The 15,651-nt window shown below is 62.4% G+C and carries 16 protein-coding genes; 4 read left to right on the forward strand and 12 right to left on the reverse strand.

Annotated elements, in window-relative coordinates; genetic code table 11:
• Positions 1-4: 4 nt before the first annotated feature.
• The 5 genes from AC0L3E_RS12345 to AC0L3E_RS12365 form a co-directional block, all read right to left on the reverse strand.
• Positions 5-1,051 carry an endonuclease/exonuclease/phosphatase family protein gene (locus AC0L3E_RS12345; protein WP_127270982.1) on the reverse strand — a complete coding sequence of 349 codons (1,047 nt, stop codon included), beginning with the start codon at positions 1,049-1,051 and terminating at the stop codon, positions 5-7.
• A gap of 70 nt (positions 1,052-1,121) precedes the next feature.
• Positions 1,122-2,585 carry an AMP nucleosidase gene (locus AC0L3E_RS12350; RefSeq protein ID WP_245469769.1) on the reverse strand — a complete coding sequence of 488 codons (1,464 nt, stop codon included), beginning with the start codon at positions 2,583-2,585 and terminating at the stop codon, positions 1,122-1,124.
• A 116-nt stretch (positions 2,586-2,701) separates the two neighbouring features.
• The gene (locus AC0L3E_RS12355) at positions 2,702-2,896 is read right to left on the reverse strand and encodes a hypothetical protein (protein WP_056580548.1); all 195 of its coding nucleotides are present in this window, start codon (positions 2,894-2,896) and stop codon (positions 2,702-2,704) included.
• A gap of 39 nt (positions 2,897-2,935) precedes the next feature.
• Entirely contained in the window at positions 2,936-3,094 is a 159-nt protein-coding gene (locus tag AC0L3E_RS12360) for a hypothetical protein (protein WP_164898645.1), read from the reverse strand.
• A 225-nt stretch (positions 3,095-3,319) separates the two neighbouring features.
• Positions 3,320-3,661: a DUF2147 domain-containing protein gene (locus AC0L3E_RS12365; RefSeq protein WP_128308485.1), complete on the reverse strand. Its 342-nt coding sequence runs from the start codon at positions 3,659-3,661 to the stop codon at positions 3,320-3,322.
• Positions 3,662-4,109: 448 nt separating this feature from the next.
• On the opposite strand from AC0L3E_RS12365, the gene AC0L3E_RS12370 reads away from it, so the two are divergent.
• Together AC0L3E_RS12370 and AC0L3E_RS12375 are read left to right on the forward strand one after the other, a co-directional pair.
• Entirely contained in the window at positions 4,110-4,376 is a 267-nt protein-coding gene (locus AC0L3E_RS12370; protein ID WP_128308484.1) for an SEL1-like repeat protein, read from the forward strand.
• Between the two features lie 392 nt (positions 4,377-4,768).
• Positions 4,769-5,890 (forward strand): ABC transporter substrate-binding protein, encoded by a 1,122-nt coding sequence (locus tag AC0L3E_RS12375; RefSeq protein WP_127270990.1) that lies wholly within the window; start codon positions 4,769-4,771, stop codon positions 5,888-5,890.
• 87 nt (positions 5,891-5,977) lie between these two features.
• Here the strand turns inward: AC0L3E_RS12375 and AC0L3E_RS12380 are convergent, their stop codons facing one another.
• From AC0L3E_RS12380 to AC0L3E_RS12390, 3 genes are all read right to left on the reverse strand, one after another.
• Positions 5,978-7,960 (reverse strand): acetyl/propionyl/methylcrotonyl-CoA carboxylase subunit alpha, encoded by a 1,983-nt coding sequence (locus tag AC0L3E_RS12380; protein WP_473604861.1) that lies wholly within the window; start codon positions 7,958-7,960, stop codon positions 5,978-5,980.
• Between the two features lie 286 nt (positions 7,961-8,246).
• A complete protein-coding gene (locus tag AC0L3E_RS12385) occupies positions 8,247-8,615 on the reverse strand; it encodes a hypothetical protein (RefSeq protein WP_473604862.1) in 369 nt (122 codons plus the stop codon).
• Between the two features lie 195 nt (positions 8,616-8,810).
• Entirely contained in the window at positions 8,811-10,418 is a 1,608-nt protein-coding gene (locus tag AC0L3E_RS12390) for a carboxyl transferase domain-containing protein (RefSeq protein WP_473604863.1), read from the reverse strand.
• Positions 10,419-10,646: 228 nt separating this feature from the next.
• On the opposite strand from AC0L3E_RS12390, the gene AC0L3E_RS12395 reads away from it, so the two are divergent.
• Positions 10,647-11,069 (forward strand): hypothetical protein, encoded by a 423-nt coding sequence (locus AC0L3E_RS12395; protein ID WP_473604864.1) that lies wholly within the window; start codon positions 10,647-10,649, stop codon positions 11,067-11,069.
• A 17-nt stretch (positions 11,070-11,086) separates the two neighbouring features.
• Here AC0L3E_RS12395 and AC0L3E_RS12400 read toward each other — a convergent pair whose 3' ends face one another.
• The 3 genes from AC0L3E_RS12400 to AC0L3E_RS12410 all read right to left on the reverse strand — a co-directional run bounded on the left by AC0L3E_RS12400 (position 11,087) and on the right by AC0L3E_RS12410 (position 13,311).
• Positions 11,087-12,250: an isovaleryl-CoA dehydrogenase gene (locus AC0L3E_RS12400; RefSeq protein ID WP_127396810.1), complete on the reverse strand. Its 1,164-nt coding sequence runs from the start codon at positions 12,248-12,250 to the stop codon at positions 11,087-11,089.
• Positions 12,251-12,316: 66 nt separating this feature from the next.
• Positions 12,317-12,967, reverse strand: a complete 651-nt coding sequence (locus AC0L3E_RS12405; protein ID WP_127268653.1) for a TetR/AcrR family transcriptional regulator — start codon at positions 12,965-12,967, stop codon at positions 12,317-12,319.
• A 59-nt stretch (positions 12,968-13,026) separates the two neighbouring features.
• The gene (locus AC0L3E_RS12410) at positions 13,027-13,311 is read right to left on the reverse strand and encodes an acylphosphatase (RefSeq protein ID WP_128308870.1); all 285 of its coding nucleotides are present in this window, start codon (positions 13,309-13,311) and stop codon (positions 13,027-13,029) included.
• 160 nt (positions 13,312-13,471) lie between these two features.
• Here AC0L3E_RS12410 and AC0L3E_RS12415 point away from each other — a divergent pair, with 160 nt between their 5' ends.
• Entirely contained in the window at positions 13,472-14,464 is a 993-nt protein-coding gene (locus AC0L3E_RS12415) for a bifunctional helix-turn-helix transcriptional regulator/GNAT family N-acetyltransferase (protein ID WP_473604865.1), read from the forward strand.
• Between the two features lie 34 nt (positions 14,465-14,498).
• Here AC0L3E_RS12415 and AC0L3E_RS12420 read toward each other — a convergent pair whose 3' ends face one another.
• On the reverse strand, positions 14,499-15,611 hold the full coding sequence (locus AC0L3E_RS12420; protein ID WP_473604866.1) for a pyridoxal phosphate-dependent aminotransferase: 1,113 nt from the start codon (positions 15,609-15,611) through the stop codon (positions 14,499-14,501).
• Positions 15,612-15,651 lie beyond the last annotated feature (40 nt).

Raw genomic sequence — 15,651 nt, forward strand, 5'->3', positions numbered from 1 at the left:
TCCTTCAGCCTGGCGTCTTGCCGGTCTGGCTTATGGCCGCGGTCGCGGTTTCATGTTCGTCGAGCGGCTTTTGCTGGTTCAGCCTGAGTGAGAACTCCACCATGACCGGAAGGTGATCCGAGCCGGTGTCTTCCAGCCGTGTCGCGGAATGGATGGTCACGCCGCCCTTGCTGAAAACCTGGTCGATCGGCAGGCCGGCGAAGCGCCGCAGGAAGTCCGGCAGCTTGATGTGGATCCAGGTCGGGCCGGCGGACGGCATCACGGTCAGCCCGCCAAGCGCCGCGACCCGCCGCACGGCGGCACTCCATGGCGCGGCATTGCAGTCGCCCGCCATGATGGCCGTCTCGCCGAGCGCGGAAAGCGGCTCCGTCAACTCGCCGATCTGCCAGTACTGCTCGCGTGGCCACGGCCAACTGAGGTGGATCGCCGCGACATCGACGTCGATCCCGCCGAAGTCGACGGTCGCTGTCGCCATGGCGCCGCGCCTTTCGCAACGCGCCTCGGTGCCCGCGGCAAAGGGCCTCCGCGAGAGCAACGCGACGCCGAATATGCCGTTGGGATAGGGACAGAGGATCCGGTATGGATAGGCGCTGCTGATATAGCCAAGCTCGGTCGCCCACATCGCCGATACCTCGTCGAGGGTGATCACGTCGGGATTGGTCCGGCCGATCAGCGACAGCACCTTCTTCGGCGTCGGATTGTCGTAGCGCAGGTTCATCTGCAGCAGCTTGTAGATTGCGCGGTCTTCGTTCTTGGCTTCATAGGCGGCCTCAACCGGCCACAGGCGGGAGAAGGACAGCGACCCGGAAGTGGTGGCGAAGGCCGCCACGGCAAAAAGCAGTGCCACGGCCGCCTGCAGGCGAAATGTCGTGGCCAGCAGCGGCAGCGCGCAAAGCGCCATCAGCACGGCAAGGTGGACGCGGAAATGCGAGAAGGAATCGAAGGCGGGATGCAGCGTTCCGAAAAACCCGGCCACCAGAGCGATCGAACAGGCCAGCATTGCCAGGAATGCAACCGAAATCAGCAATGTCCCGAGGCTCGCTCTCTCCATGCCGCCTGCTTATCGGCAGAAATGCGGCCCAATCAAGATGAGAAATGCCGCCGCGATGCGTGGCATCGGCCTACTGGAACGCCGTTTCCGAAAAACTTCTGAGCTTGCGCGAATGCAACCGCTCCATCGGCATTTCCGCGAGCTTCTCCATCGCCCTGATGCCGATGGTCAGGTGCTGCGCCACCTGGCGCTTGTAGAATTCGGTCGCCATGCCGGGCAGCTTCAACTCGCCATGCAGCGGTTTGTCCGAAACGCACAGCAGCGTGCCGTAGGGAACACGGAAGCGGAAGCCATTGGCGGCGATGGTCGCCGATTCCATGTCGAGTGCGATGGCGCGAGATTGCGACAGACGCTGTACCGGGCCACGCTGGTCGCGCAGTTCCCAGTTGCGATTGTCGATGGTGGCGACGGTGCCGGTGCGCATGATGCGCTTCAGGTCATAGCCGGTAAGGCCGGTGACTTCGGCGACGGCTTCCTGCAACGCCACCTGGATCTCGGCCAGCGGCGGGATCGGCACCCAGACCGGAAGATCGTCGTCCAGCACATGGTCCTCGCGCACATAGGCATGCGCCAGCACATAGTCGCCAAGCGCCTGGGTGTTGCGCAGGCCGGCGCAGTGGCCGAGCATCACCCAGGCATGCGGCCTCAGCACCGCAATATGGTCGGTGATGGTCTTGGCGTTGGAAGGCCCGACGCCGATATTCACCATGGTGATGCCGCCATGTCCCGATTTCTTCAGGTGATAGGCCGGCATCTGCGGCAGGCGCGGCGGTGCAACGCCTTCGCTTGGCGCGCTTTGCCCGCTCTTGGTGATGACATTACCCGGCTCGACGAACTCCGTGTATCCGCCGCCGCCATTGGCCATCAGGTCGCGGGCGCGGGTGACGAACTCGTCGATGTAGAACTGATAATTGGTGAACAGCACGAAGTTCTGGAACTGCTGCGGCGTGGTCGCCGTATAGTGCGACAGCCGGTGCAGCGAATAATCGATGCGCTGCGCCGTGAAGGGCGCCAGAGGCCTCGGCTCGCCGAAGGCGACTTCGAAGGTGCCGTTGGCGATCTGGTCGTCGGTGCCATCGAGATCCGGCACGTCGAACAGGTCGCGGATCGGCCGCTTGATGCGCTCTGCCGTCGCGCCGTCGACATGGGTGCCTTCAAGGAAGGCGAAATGCAGCGGGATGGGTGTGGTCGATTCCGACACCGTGACCGCAACCCCATGATTGCGCATGATCAGGCGCAACTGCTCGACGAGGTAGCTTTCGAACAGGCCCGGCTGGGTGATGGTGGTGGAAAAATGCCCGGGCGTCGGCATATGGCCATAGGCCTGGCGCGAGTCGATCTGGGTGAACGAGTTGGTGGTGACACCGATCTCCGGATAAAAGGCCCGGTAGCGCTTGCCATTGTCGCCGCCTGCTGCCGCCAGCTCTGCGAACGAGTCGCGCAGGAATTTGGTGTTGCGGTCGTAAAGCGCCTGCAGTGCCTTGACGGCTTTCTCGGCGCTATCAAAGCTTTGCCGGCCAAAAGGCTCCGGCATGACCACAGATTCGATGGCTTGTGGGTAGATTCGCTTTTCCATGGCTCAATATAGAGACTTGGATCGGCACTTGGGAGGGGTGTCGCGACCGAAGGCGGCCAAAGCGCCGTTTTTCTTCAACCGCGCTGCAGGCTGACCAAGAGCACAAAGCCGACGCCGGACTTCTTCAGGGCTGGTGCGTCGATCGTCGAGCCGGCGTCGGTGCGCATCATCGGCACGGCCAGAACCGGAGCGGCCAGCACCGTCAGGATAAGCGCCGCCCGCGGCAGAAGCCGAAGTGTCTTGAGAGCGTTGGCGGCGATGCGGTTCATGGTGTTTCAGCTTTTCTTTTCGAGGTCTTGGTTCTTTGTTCAGTTGCGAAGATGGGTGGGGCAGGCGAGGCGGCAGGTTCTGGAACTGGCTTCGTCCCAGGCGCGGGCCGGACGGCCCGCTTCGGCGACGAGGATGGCGAAGAACATTCCAAACAGGCACACCAGCAGGCAGACGATGGTGAAGCGGCGAGCAAGCATTGGGTCGGTCTCCTTCAACACGCCGGAGAATGCCCTGATGCAACTGAACCGGCTCTGATGCCGGCGTTCATCTGCCGTTCAAGATGATTGACGGGGTTTCGACGGCGCCGGCGTCGGTTTGGATAGCCGCCGGCGGGTATCGAGCATCACCGGTGCAGGATGTGTCGACAAAACGAAAACGGGGCCCGCTGGGGCCCCGTCCTCATGTCGCAAGGATGCGCTCGATCAGAGCTTGTGCCAGGTCTGGCTCTTGCAGATCAGCCCGCCGAGCACGCAGCCGCTCATCTTGAGAGAGCTGCCCGACAATGTCGCCTTGCCCGAATAGGTCTTGTCGTTTGCCGGATCGGTGATGTTGCCGGCATATTTGTTGTCGCCTGTCGCCTTGAGCGAGCCGATGGTCTTGCCGGCATATTTCCCCGACTTGAGCGTGATGGAAAACGAGCCGCCGCCGGCGATGGCCGCGGTTTCGCCGGCCTGCGTCTTCCAATTGCCTTCGATCGGATCGGCCCATGCCGCACCCGCCACGATCAATGTGGCCGCAAGGGCCAGGCTCAGTTTTCGAAACATGTCTTCCTCCCTGTGGATGTCCGGCCGGATGCTCCGCCTCGCCGGTCTGCCGCTTACGCAAACGTAAGCTAATCCAGCTCCCGGCAAAACAAAAGCGGTGCCGTAGCGGAACACTTTGGGATTTTGCAGCCGCCTGAAAGCGCCTCCTCGACGATGAAATGAAACGATCGGCGCATCGCCTTTGTTCGCCGTGGTTAGCGAAGTCTTGCCCCCGCGCGAGAAAACTTTCGTCAAATTTGAGGCAAGCAGGCTGAATTGCTGGGTTTGTATCCTTAACGAATTTCGGCGTTTACCTCTTGTTTTAGCTTTGTTTTCCTCAAATTAAGCACGCCATTTAACGACGGATTCAAGCCTGCACGGCATTCTCGAAAGCATCGGAAGAGCAGCCGGCAAGACGAAAGAAGGCAGCTCTCGGGAGCCTGACAGGGCCGGAAAACAGGGGATTGAAATGGCACGTTTTGAAATGCTTGAAGCAGGTTTCGGCGCCATGGGAGCAACTGCTCAGGCCGACATCCTTTTCGAACTGGGCATGATGTATGCGACCGGCCGCGATTGCGAGACCGATGTCGTTGCCGCCCACAAATGGTTCAACATCGCCGCAATCAAGGGCTCGGCCCGCGCCGCCGAGCTGCGCTCGGAACTGTCGGCCGCCATGTCGAAGGTCGAGATCGCCACGGCGCTGCGCGAAGCCCGCGAATGGATGACCATACACTGAAATCTGCCAATCGCAGACAGGTCCATCGAAGACAGGGAAGCTCCGGGATCAAGGCCGCACAGACGGCCAGACCCGGCGAAATTGAAGGCCGCGCAAGACGGTCACGAAGGCAAGGGAAAGAACGCGGCAGGCCGCAAGGCCCAGTCGTGCGCGACACAGGGAAGCTGAGCGGATTTTTAGGCGCGGGGGCGCCTGGAGATTGCTCGACGGGCAAAAAAGCCACGACCAGCCGGAACAAGGCTGGCGTGGCTTTTTGCGTGGATGACGTCTTGCAGGCCCAATCGAGCGGCGCCAATGCGCCTAGACAGGCCGAATGAAGGATGAAATTGTCCGGCCTCTCTGGAAGAAGCGCGGCCGGGGCGGCCGCGCGTGAGTGGAGGAGTTCTACCATCATGAAAAAATTGAGTATTTTGAACGCGGCCATATTCGGCCTGATGTTGAGCACGCCGGTCGCATTCGCAGACGACATCACCTTTGCGGTGGTGGGCCCGATGACAGGACAGCTCGCCACCATCGGCGATCAGTTCAAGCAGGGCGCACAGGCTGCCGCCGATGCGATCAACGCCGCGGGCGGTGTCGACGGTCGTCAGATCAAGCTGAGCATCGAAGACGACCAATGCGATCCCAAGCAGGCCGTGTCGGTTGCCAACCGCGTCGTCGCCGATGGCGTCAAGTTCATCGACGGCCATGCCTGCTCGGGTTCCAGCATTCCGGCCTCGGCTGTCTATGCCGAAGCCGGCGCCTTGATGATGAGCCCGGCCTCGTCAAACCCGGTGCTGACCGATGCGGCAGCCAAGGCCGGCTGGCCGACGATCATGCGCCTTTACACGCGTGACGATGCGCAGGGCGCCTTCATCGGCCCATGGATCGCCAAGAAGTTTGCCGGCAAGAATGTCGTCGTCCTGCATGACAAGAGCGCCTACGGACAGGGCGTGGCTGACGCCGTCAGGGCAACGATGAATGCCGGCGGCCTCAAGGAGGTCTATTATGACGGCATCAACGCTGGCGAGAAGGACTATTCGGCTCTCGTCACCAAGCTCAAGGATTTGAAAGCCGACGTTGTTTATTTCGGCGGCTACCATCCTGAAGCCGGCCTGATCCTGCGTCAGTCGGCGGAACAGAACCTGAAGTTCCAGCTGATCATGCCGGACTCCATCGCCTCGCCGGAATTCTGGCAGGTTGCCGGCCCGGCCGGCGAGGGCACCATGTTCGTCTTCCCGTCGGATCCGCAGGCAAAGCCGGAAGCCAAGGCAGCCGTCGAGAAGATCAAGGCCGGCGGTTTCGTGCCGGAGGGTTTCACGCTGTTCTCTTACGCCACCATCCAGGCTTTCGCCGAAGGCATCAAGCGTGCCGGCAGCGACGACCCGGCCAAGGTTGCCGAAGCGTTGAAGAACGGTACGCCGATCAGCACCGTTGTCGGTGATGTCACCTTCGACGAGAAGGGCGACCTCAAGAATGCCAGCTACGACATCAACCAGTGGCATGACGGCAAATACGCGCCGATCGCGCAGTAATCGCCACCCTGGCGACTGGATGGCATAGAGAATGGCCGGGTTCATCCCGGCCATTTTTTGCTTTCCCTGTCGTGGCCTTCCGAACCGTCAGCTCACTGCTGTGGTCGCGGCGTTGTGCTCCTCGACGAACCGCACCAGCACCGTTCCGTCGGTGACCTGTGCGCCCTCTGTGGCGATCTCGGCGATCACGCCGTCATGCGGCGCGGCGATGGTGTGCTCCATCTTCATCGCCTCAAGGATCAGCAGCGGCTGGCCCTTGATCACCGTATCGCCTTTGCCCACGCGCACCAGCTTGACCAATCCCGGCATCGGCGCACGCAGGCTGCCGGTGCTTGCCGCCGCCTCATCGGCCCGTGCCAACGGGTCCGGCACGGCGAAGGTGTAGCCAACGGCGCCTTCGAACACGGTGATATGGCCTGGCCAGCGGGCGAGGCGCGGCGTGGCGCGAAAATCATGCGAATTGGTGTCGCCATAGGGCTTGTCCAGCGCGACCTGGAATCGTCCGTCCGCCCGCACCGAAACCTTCGCCGCGATATCGTCTTCGCCGAACTTCAGCCATGTGCGTCGCGCCACGCTGTGGAAATGGGCATAGCCGACAAGCGACGACCACGGATCGTCGGATGACGGGGTTGCGCCGGCACCGGAGGCCGCAAGAGCGGCGGCAGCAATGGTTTCGTCGCTCGGCGGCGGGACGGTCGTCAAGGTTTCTTGGTGTCTGCCAATCAGGCTGGTGTCGACATCGCCTGCAGCAAAATCCGGATCGGCGGCCAGAGCGGCAAGAAAGGCGGTGTTGACGGTCGAGCCGGCGATCTCGGTCCGGGATAGCGCCGCGCCAAGCGCTTCCAGAGCCCCCTGGCGGTCCGTCGCGTGGACGACCAGCTTGGCAATCATCGGGTCGTAATAGGGCGAGATGGCGTCACCCGCCCGCACGCCTGTCTCTATGCGCATCGTGGCGCCTTCGGAGGCCGCGTCTGGAAATTTCAGATGGTGCAGCGTGCCCGTTGCCGGCAGAAAACCTTTCGTCGCGTCCTCGGCATAAATGCGCGCCTCGAAGGCATGGCCGACGAGCGCGATCTCGCTTTGCGTCTTCGGCAGCTTTTCGCCGCTGGCGACCCGCAACTGCCACTCGACCAGATCGGTGCCGGTTACCATTTCGGTGACCGGATGTTCGACCTGCAGGCGGGTGTTCATCTCCATGAACCAGAAGCGGTCGGCTTTCAGGCCCTGCGAGGCATCGACGATGAACTCGATGGTGCCGGCGCCTGAATAATTGATCGCCTTGGCGGCCTTCACCGCCGCATCCGTCATCGCCTTGCGCAAAGCCTCGGTCATGCCGGGCGCGGGCGATTCCTCGATCACTTTCTGGTGGCGGCGCTGCGCCGAGCAGTCGCGTTCATAAAGGTGCACTGCATTGCCGAAATTGTCGCCGAACACCTGCACCTCGATATGGCGCGGCTTGTCGACATATTTTTCGACCAGCACGCGGTCGTCGCCGAAAGCAGCTTTCGCCTCGCGCCGTGCGCTGGACAACGCTTCGGAAAACTCATCGGGATGCTCGACCCGGCGCATGCCCTTGCCGCCGCCCCCGGCGCGCGCCTTGATCAGCACGGGATAGCCGATCTCGCGTGCCTTGGACGCAAGCAGCACGATCTCCTGCGCCTCGCCATGGTAGCCCGGCACCACCGGCACGCCGGCCTTTTCCATCAGCCGCTTGGCCGCGTCCTTCAACCCCATGGCCCGGATCGAGGCCGCCGACGGGCCGATGAAGATCAGCCCCGCCGCCGCCACCTGGTCGACGAAATCGGGATTTTCCGACAGGAAGCCGTAGCCGGGATGAATGGCTTGTGCGCCCGTTGCCAGGGCCGCGGCGATGACCTTGTCACCGCGCAGATAGCTTTCTCCGACGGGCGAGGGGCCGATATGCATCGCCTCGTCGGCCATCTCGACATGCAGGGATCTCGCATCGGCATCCGAATAGACGGCGACAGTGCGCACACCCATCTTGCGCGCCGTCCGGATGACACGGCAAGCGATCTCACCGCGATTGGCGATCAGGATCTTGGCGAACATGGAGCCTCCGCATGTAAGGTTCGAAGTCCATGGGAAGCAGGGCGCTTGAACACCCCCCTCTGTCCTGCCGGACATCTCCCCCGCAAGGGGGGAGATTGGCAGCTTTGCCCTCGCTGCGAACTTTCAGTGTTGGAATTTGGCGAAAGCGATAGCGACCATCGATCTCCCCCCACGTGGGGGAGATGTCCGGCAGGGCAGAGGGGGGTACTGTCCCGTGAGCCATTCCAGCCCTCGGCGTAGAGCACTCCCTTACCAAGGGAGTGCTCTACCTTGCGGTCGGTAGTATCTATTTCGATGACGAAATTGCGCAGCCGCCACTCGCGGTCTTGAGCTTCCACCGTGTCAAGCCGGCTTGGCAATTGCGCAGCGCCGTCTCTTCCGCCGACTTCTGGGACGGCGCGTTGAGCTTCGTCCCGCAGACAATGTAGAGGTCGACGACACGCGAATAAAAGGTTGTAGCGTAGGCCGAATGACCGCTCGCCGCGACATAACCCTTGTAGGCAACGTTGCATTCGCCCGAACCCAAGGTCGGCGGAAAACGCACGTCTCCCTTGCGTCCTGCGAGCGATTCCGCCGAGCCGGCGTCGGTCGCTGTTAATATTAGAAATACAGAAAGTATCGAAGCAGCCGTTCCCTGGCAATATTTCAGTTTCATTTCCAGCCCGTCCCCATTGCCCCATGCTGGATAAGCAGTAGCGAATATTTTGCCTCGCCGCCAGTTCACTGTTTGAGAATCGAAGCCGCTTATGCTGATGAATCGATTGGCCCATACAGTTCAGCCTTTTCGCACGGCAGCAACGGCCTGCTGCTATAGTTCCGCCGTTTGGCCGTCGAAGTTGACCGTCCATTCTCACATCCGAAACACGCCAAAGCGCGTGTCCTCGATTTCGGCGTTGAGCGCAGCGGACAGGCTGAGCGCCAGCACGTCGCGCGTCTTCGCAGGGTCGATAATGCCGTCGTCCCAGAGGCGTGCGGACGAATAGAGCGGATGGCCCTCATGCTCGTATTTCATCAGGATCGGCTTCTTGAATTTCGCCTCTTCCTCGGCGCTCCATTCTCCGCCCTTGCGCTCGATGCCTTCGCGCTTGACCATGGCAAGCACCGTTGCCGCCTGCTCGCCGCCCATCACCGAGATGCGGGCGTTCGGCCACATCCACAGGAAGCGCGGCGAATAGGCGCGGCCGCACATGCCGTAATTGCCGGCGCCGAACGAACCGCCGATGATGACAGTCATCTTCGGCACCCTGGCGGTGGCGACCGCCATCACCAGCTTGGCGCCGTCCTTGGCGATGCCGCCTGCTTCATATTTTCGACCGACCATGAAGCCGGTGATGTTCTGCAGGAAGACAAGCGGGATCTTACGCTGGCAGCACAGCTCGATGAAGTGCGCGCCCTTCACAGCGCTTTCGGAAAACAGCACGCCGTTGTTGGCGATGATGCCGACCGGCATGCCATGCAGATGGGCAAAGCCGGTGATCAGCGTGGTGCCGTAGTTCTGCTTGAACTCGTCGAATTCGGAACCGTCGACGAGGCGCGCGATCACCTCGCGGACGTCATAGGGCTGGCGCAGGTCGGTAGGCACGATGCCGTACAGTTCATCCGCGGGATGAAGCGGCGGAATCGATTTCTGTAAGTTCAGACTTACAGTCTTGTTCCGATTCAGGTTTTTGACGATGCGTCGGCAAATGGCGAGCGCATGGTCGTCGTCGAGTGCATAGTGGTCGGCAACACCGGAAAGCCGCGTGTGCACATCGGCGCCGCCGAGATCCTCGGCGCTGACGTCTTCACCAGTGGCCGCCTTCACCAGCGGCGGACCGCCGAGGAAGATGGTCGCCTGGTTGCGCACCATGATCGTCTCGTCGGACATCGCCGGCACATACGCTCCGCCCGCCGTGCAGGAACCCATGACGCAGGCAATCTGCGGAATGCCTGCGGCGGACATGTTGGCCTGGTTGTAGAAGATGCGGCCGAAATGCTCACGGTCGGGAAACACCTCGTCCTGGTTGGGCAGGTTGGCGCCGCCGCTGTCGACGAGGTAGATGCAAGGCAGATTGTTCTGCAGCGCGATCTCCTGCGCCCGCAAATGCTTCTTCACGGTCAGCGGATAGTAGGTGCCGCCCTTCACCGTGGCGTCGTTGACGACGACCATGACTTCGGTGCCTTCGACGCGGCCGATGCCGGCGATCATGCCGGCCGAAGAGATCTCCTCGCCATACATCGACCATGCCGCGAACTGGCCGATCTCGAGGAAGGGCGAGCCGGTGTCGAGCAATTGCGCCAAGCGCTCCCGCGGCAACAGCTTGCCGCGCGAAACATGCCGTTCGCGCGCTTCCTCCGAGCCGCCGCGCTCGATGGTTGCAGCCTTCTCCGCAATGTCGGCGACCAGCGCCCGCATGCGATCGGCATTGGCGCGGAAGCTTTCGGAGGAGGGCGAGATCTGGGTTTGGAGCGTTGCCATCTTGTCGTCGTTTCCTCACACCTCTTGATGCCGCGAGGGAACCAGTGTATCAGCCCGCCCCCGAACGTTGCGTGTCAAACTCGGCATTCTGCGTTCTTGTTTGGATGGCACCTTCAGGAGGCGAAGATGAAAGGCATGGATATGCATTTCACAAGATGTCTCCCTTCGGCTCTCGGCTAACGCCGCCGAAGGGCGGCTTTTCACACCCCGAATTTGAGCAAGAGAAACATGGCGCCTGCGCGCGCCGTGGGTGTCGTCATGTATGTGCGATTCGTTACGCCGCTGGTCCATCCGAACAGCCGGGTGGAGACCGGCTTCTTCCGGGCGTCCTGGTATTTGCACCAGAACGGCTGCCCGGACTGGATTCGAAGTGAACTGGGAGACCAGTTCGACTGGTTCAACCAGTATTTGCCCATTCCTGGCCGGGTTGGCCGGCATTTCAAGCGCCGGAATCCGATCTGGGGCATCTGCTGGTTCCATCCGGACGCCAAGGAAGCGATCAGCCGCGCGCGCTATTGCGCCTGGTTGATCGAGGAGGGCGGCTTGCCCGTGCGGTCGATTACATCGGCGCACGAGCGCGAGGTTCTGTGGCGCGATGCGCACCAGATCGTTGCCAAGCCAACCGAGGACTTGCCGAAGGCGTTCGGATGACGCGGCGGAGGGGGCCATCACACTCCCTCCGCCATGATTTCCCGCCCGATCAGCCAGCGGCGGATTTCGCTGGTGCCGGCGCCGATCTCGTAGAGCTTGGCGTCGCGCAGCAGGCGGCCGGTCGGATAGTCGTTGATGTAGCCATTGCCGCCAAGCAGTTGGATGGCGTCGAGCGCCATCAGCGTCGCCTTCTCGGCGGCAAACAGCACGCAGCCGGCGGCATCCTTGCGTGTCGTCTGGCCGCGGTCGCAGGCAGCGGCAACGGCATAGACATAGGCGCGCGCGGCGTTCATCACCGTGTACATGTCGGCGAGCTTGCCCTGCACCAGCTGGAACTCGCCGATCGCCTGGCCGAACTGCTTGCGCTCATGCACATAGGGGATCGCCACGTCGAGGCATGCCGCCATCAGGCCGATCGGGCCGCCGGCAAGCACGGTGCGTTCATAGTCAAGGCCCGACATCAGCACCTCGACGCCGCGCCCTTCCTCATGCAGCACGTTTTCGAACGGCACTTCGACATCCGAAAAAACCAGTTCGCCGGTGTTGGAGCCGCGCATGCCGAGCTTGTCGAGTTTCTGCGCCACGGAAAATCCGGCCATCGCTTTCTCGACGATGAAGGCGGTGATGCCGCGCGATTTCAGGTCCGGGTCGGTCTTGGCGTAGACGACCAGGGTCTCGGCGTCAGGCCCGTTGGTGATCCACATCTTGGTGCCGTTGAGCACGTAGCGGTCGTTGCGCTTTTCGGCACGCAGCTTGAGCGAGACGACGTCCGAGCCGGCGCCGGGTTCCGACATCGCCAGCGCGCCTACCCGCTCGCCCGAGCACAGTGGCGGCAGGAATTTTCCCTTCTGCGCTGGCGTTCCCCAGCGGTTGATCTGGTTGACGCAGAGATTGGAATGAGCACCATAGGAGAGGCCGACCGAGGCCGAAGCGCGCGAGATTTCCTCGACGGCGATCACATGCGCGAGATAGCCCATGCCGCTGCCGCCGAAATCGGGATCGGCCGTGATGCCGAGCAGGCCGAGCGCACCGAGTTCACCCCACAGATGCGCCGGAAATTCGTTCGAGCGATCGATGTCGGCGGCGATCGGAGCGATCCGGTCCTGGGCGAAGCGCCGCACCAAGTCGCGCAGCGCCTCGATCTCCTCGTCATGCCCGAAGCTGAGCGTGTTCGTGTACATTTTTCTCCTCCCTGCGCATGACCCCGAAAATCGACTTTGATTTTCGGAAAGGGATCATGCGCGAAATCAAAATGCTGCAGCGTCCTTTGCGCGCCCGAAGGGGCGCGCGGCGCTGTAGGCGTCGATCTTCGCGCCGACGAGCCGCATTGTCATTGAAAGATATGTCGCGGTCACTTCGGCGATCGACAGGCGTTCGCCCGGCCGAAACCAGACGATGACGCCAGTCATCATCTGGATCAGTGCCATGGCGGTCAGCCCGGTGTCGTCGATGCTGAAGGTGCCCGTCTCGGCGCCATCGCGTAAAATAGTGCGCAGTTCCTTTTCGTAGGCAGTGCGCATGCGCAGGATCTGCGTCAGCCGTTCGGGCGACAGGCTGCGCAATTCCATGTTCGACACATGCGTGGCGTGCCGTCGCTCGATATGAAAGGCGATGTGATTGCGCACATACGCCGAGAGCAGTTGCGCCGAATCTGCGTCCGCCGGGCGGGCTGCTTCCCATGCTGTGGCCAGACCCTCCATGTGCTCGCGCATCAGCGTGAACAGAAGCTCTTCCTTGGTTGGAAAATAGCGGTAGAGCGCGGCCGCCTGGACGCCGACCTCGGCGGCAAGCTGGCGCATTGACATTGCTTCGTAGCCAAACCGCGCGATGAGGTTGACCGCCGCCCCACGGATGGTCGCTTCGGTCTTTTCGCCATCGGATCCGGTCGTGCGCGCCATGTCAGCTCCTCTGTGGAGCGATAATAAAACGAACGTTCGATTAATTCAAGGCGGCGCGCTCAGGCAATGATCCTGAACCCGACAAGAACGTGTTGTGTTGCCAAGTCCTCGACGTCGACCCTGGAGACCGAAGCCCCGGCCGGCCCTTTCCAGAGGCGCTCGATCATTATCGAGACCGCCTCATCGAGCCCAGCGATCTGGGCCGTTACAGACCCATCCGCCTCATTGCGGACCCAGCCCGCAAGGCCAAGGCTCGTGGCCTGATCCCGAGCCCAGGCCCTGAAGCCGACGCCTTGCACATTGCCGTAGACCCGCGTCAGCACTTCCCTGCGACGATCAGCCATGAATATCTCCAAGCCTGTCTCGTTTTGAATCTGGCGCGTGGCGTGAGGAATGCAACCTGGGAACTGCGCGCGAGCGCAATGGCTGGCCTCTCTGGCTCAAAATTTAATTGACTCCGTCCACTAATTTTGGAAAATATGGCTGCCTCAGGAGTGGCTGCGGATGTTGGACGAACGCAACGCATTGGTGGCCGATGTCAGGCGCTTCAATCGCTTCTACACGCGCACCGTCGGCCTTCTCGACGAGACGCTGACACAAAGTGCATTCACTTTGACCGAGGCACGCGTGCTGTTCGAACTGGGTCACCGCAGCAACCCGGCTTCCGCCGAAATCGCCGGGGAGCGAGGTTTCCTGGCTGGGGCTTTTCGGCTGGAGAATGGCCCGGCGGCCTCCGAAATATCAAGACAGTTGCGTGTCGATGCCGCCTATCTGACGCGAATCCTGCGCAAGTTCGCGGGCCAGGGGCTGACCGAGGCCAGAACGGACCCGGCTGATCGGCGCCGAAGGGTCCTCTCGCTGACCTCACGGGGCGAGGCAGCGCTTGCCAGACTGCAGGCGGCGGCCGATCGGGACACGGCGCGGCTGATCGAAAGCGTTCCCGACGACAGGTTGCATGAACTGCGCAGCGCCTTGCGCAAGGCGGGGGAATTGCTGGGCGATCCCACCCGTGACAGCAGCGAGGTGACGTTGCGGCCGCATCGCGTCGGCGATGTCGGCTGGGTCGTGCAGCGCCAGGCCCAACTCTATGCCGAGGAATATGGCTGGACGATCGAGTTCGAGGCCATGCTCGCCGAGATCGGCGCCGATTTCATTCGCAATTTCGTGCCCGGCCGCGATTTCTGCTGGATCGCAGAGCGCGGTGGTGAGCCGGTCGGCGCGGTGTTCCTGGTTCATCAGGACGACGAAATGGCCAAGCTGAGAATGCTGCATGTCGAGGCGTCGGCGCGCGGCCTCGGCATCGGCAAACGACTGGTCGCGGAATGCGTGAACCAGGCCCGGGCTTGCGGCTACACCAAGCTGGTGCTGTGGACCAACGACATCCTCGTCGCCGCGCGCGCGATCTACGAACGTGCCGGCTTCAGGCTGGTCTCGCAGGAGCACCACCACAGCTTCGGCAAGGATCTGACCGGCCAGACCTGGGAAATGGATTTGTAGGCAGCTTTGCAGCTGGTTTGCCTGCAGACGGAACCTAATTTCCCCGCGCTGTTGCCAGCGCGCCAGGCAACTCCTCGGCAAGAATGTCGAGCTCGTGATAGAGGCCGACGCTGACGCGGATGCAGCGATCGAGCCGTGGCACCATGGGCTTGCGGATGAAGACGTCGCGTGACAGCAGACCTTGCAGAACTTTCAGCGCGAAAGCGCCATCGCCGCAGCAATCGATGGTGACGAAATTGGTCGCCGATGCCAGTGGCTTCAGCCCGTTCGCTTCGGCAATGCCTGCGATGCGTCGGCGGCCGGCCGCGACCCGCGCCACCACGCTTTGCAGATAGTCCTGATCGGCGAGCGCCTCGACGCCGGCGATCTGCGCCATGCGGCTGACACCATAATGGTTGCGGATCTTCTCGAAGTCGCGGATCACCTGGGCCTCGGCGATCGCATAGCCGCAGCGTATGCCCGCCAGCCCGTAAGCCTTCGAGAAGGTGCGCATGCGGATGACGTTTGGCCTGGAGATATCGATCGGCGGCATCGCCGAGGCCGGCCCGAGTTCGCCATAGGCCTCGTCGAGCACCAGCATGGTGGTTTGCGGCAGCGCCTCGATGAAGCGGATGATCTCGCTCGCCTCCCACCAGCTGCCCATTGGATTGTCGGGGTTGGAGAGATAGACCAGCGGGGCCTTGTCTTTGCGCACCGCCGCCAGCAGGCCATCCAGGCTTTCCCGGTCGTTCTCGTAAGGGACTGTCACCAGCCGCCCGCCGACACCGGCAATATGGAAGTTGAAGGTTGGATAAGCGCCGAGCGAGGTGACCACAGCATCGCCAGGCGCGACATACATGCGTGCCACCAGGCTGAGCAGGCCATCTATGCCTTCGCCGACAACGACGTTCTCGGCCTCTACGCCGTGATGCGCGGCGACCGCCAGCTTCAGATCGTGGTTGTCGGGATCGCAATACATCCACATGTCGCCGGCGATCTCGGCCATCCGGGCGGTGACGCGCGGCGAGGGACCAAAGCTGCTCTCATTGGCGCCGATGCGGGCGCGGAAAGCGCGGCCACGCTCGCGCTCCTGCGCTTCGGGGCCGACAAACGGCACCGTCGAAGGAAGCGCTGCGATGAGCGGCATGAGGGGAGGGCGCTGGTGCATGGCGGAAGCTCGCTTGAAAAAGGGCCTTCTTGCTAGCGCG

This window comes from Mesorhizobium sp. WSM4822, assembly GCF_055811155.1.

What these genes read in the sequence shown, in the direction of transcription:
- AC0L3E_RS12415 (WP_473604865.1), top strand. Translation starts at nt 13,472, where the DNA reads ATGTTGGACGAACGCAACGCATTGGTGGCCGATGTCAGGCGCTTCAAT.
- AC0L3E_RS12390 (WP_473604863.1), bottom strand. Translation starts at nt 10,418, where the DNA reads ATGGCAACGCTCCAAACCCAGATCTCGCCCTCCTCCGAAAGCTTCCGC.
- AC0L3E_RS12395 (WP_473604864.1), top strand. Translation starts at nt 10,647, where the DNA reads ATGGCGCCTGCGCGCGCCGTGGGTGTCGTCATGTATGTGCGATTCGTT.
- AC0L3E_RS12410 (WP_128308870.1), bottom strand. Translation starts at nt 13,311, where the DNA reads ATGGCTGATCGTCGCAGGGAAGTGCTGACGCGGGTCTACGGCAATGTG.
- AC0L3E_RS12385 (WP_473604862.1), bottom strand. Translation starts at nt 8,615, where the DNA reads ATGAAACTGAAATATTGCCAGGGAACGGCTGCTTCGATACTTTCTGTA.
- AC0L3E_RS12355 (WP_056580548.1), bottom strand. Translation starts at nt 2,896, where the DNA reads ATGAACCGCATCGCCGCCAACGCTCTCAAGACACTTCGGCTTCTGCCG.
- AC0L3E_RS12375 (WP_127270990.1), top strand. Translation starts at nt 4,769, where the DNA reads ATGAAAAAATTGAGTATTTTGAACGCGGCCATATTCGGCCTGATGTTG.
- AC0L3E_RS12370 (WP_128308484.1), top strand. Translation starts at nt 4,110, where the DNA reads ATGGCACGTTTTGAAATGCTTGAAGCAGGTTTCGGCGCCATGGGAGCA.
- AC0L3E_RS12405 (WP_127268653.1), bottom strand. Translation starts at nt 12,967, where the DNA reads ATGGCGCGCACGACCGGATCCGATGGCGAAAAGACCGAAGCGACCATC.
- AC0L3E_RS12420 (WP_473604866.1), bottom strand. Translation starts at nt 15,611, where the DNA reads ATGCACCAGCGCCCTCCCCTCATGCCGCTCATCGCAGCGCTTCCTTCG.
- AC0L3E_RS12380 (WP_473604861.1), bottom strand. Translation starts at nt 7,960, where the DNA reads ATGTTCGCCAAGATCCTGATCGCCAATCGCGGTGAGATCGCTTGCCGT.
- AC0L3E_RS12400 (WP_127396810.1), bottom strand. Translation starts at nt 12,250, where the DNA reads ATGTACACGAACACGCTCAGCTTCGGGCATGACGAGGAGATCGAGGCG.
- AC0L3E_RS12345 (WP_127270982.1), bottom strand. Translation starts at nt 1,051, where the DNA reads ATGGAGAGAGCGAGCCTCGGGACATTGCTGATTTCGGTTGCATTCCTG.
- AC0L3E_RS12350 (WP_245469769.1), bottom strand. Translation starts at nt 2,585, where the DNA reads ATGCCGGAGCCTTTTGGCCGGCAAAGCTTTGATAGCGCCGAGAAAGCC.
- AC0L3E_RS12360 (WP_164898645.1), bottom strand. Translation starts at nt 3,094, where the DNA reads ATGCTTGCTCGCCGCTTCACCATCGTCTGCCTGCTGGTGTGCCTGTTT.
- AC0L3E_RS12365 (WP_128308485.1), bottom strand. Translation starts at nt 3,661, where the DNA reads ATGTTTCGAAAACTGAGCCTGGCCCTTGCGGCCACATTGATCGTGGCG.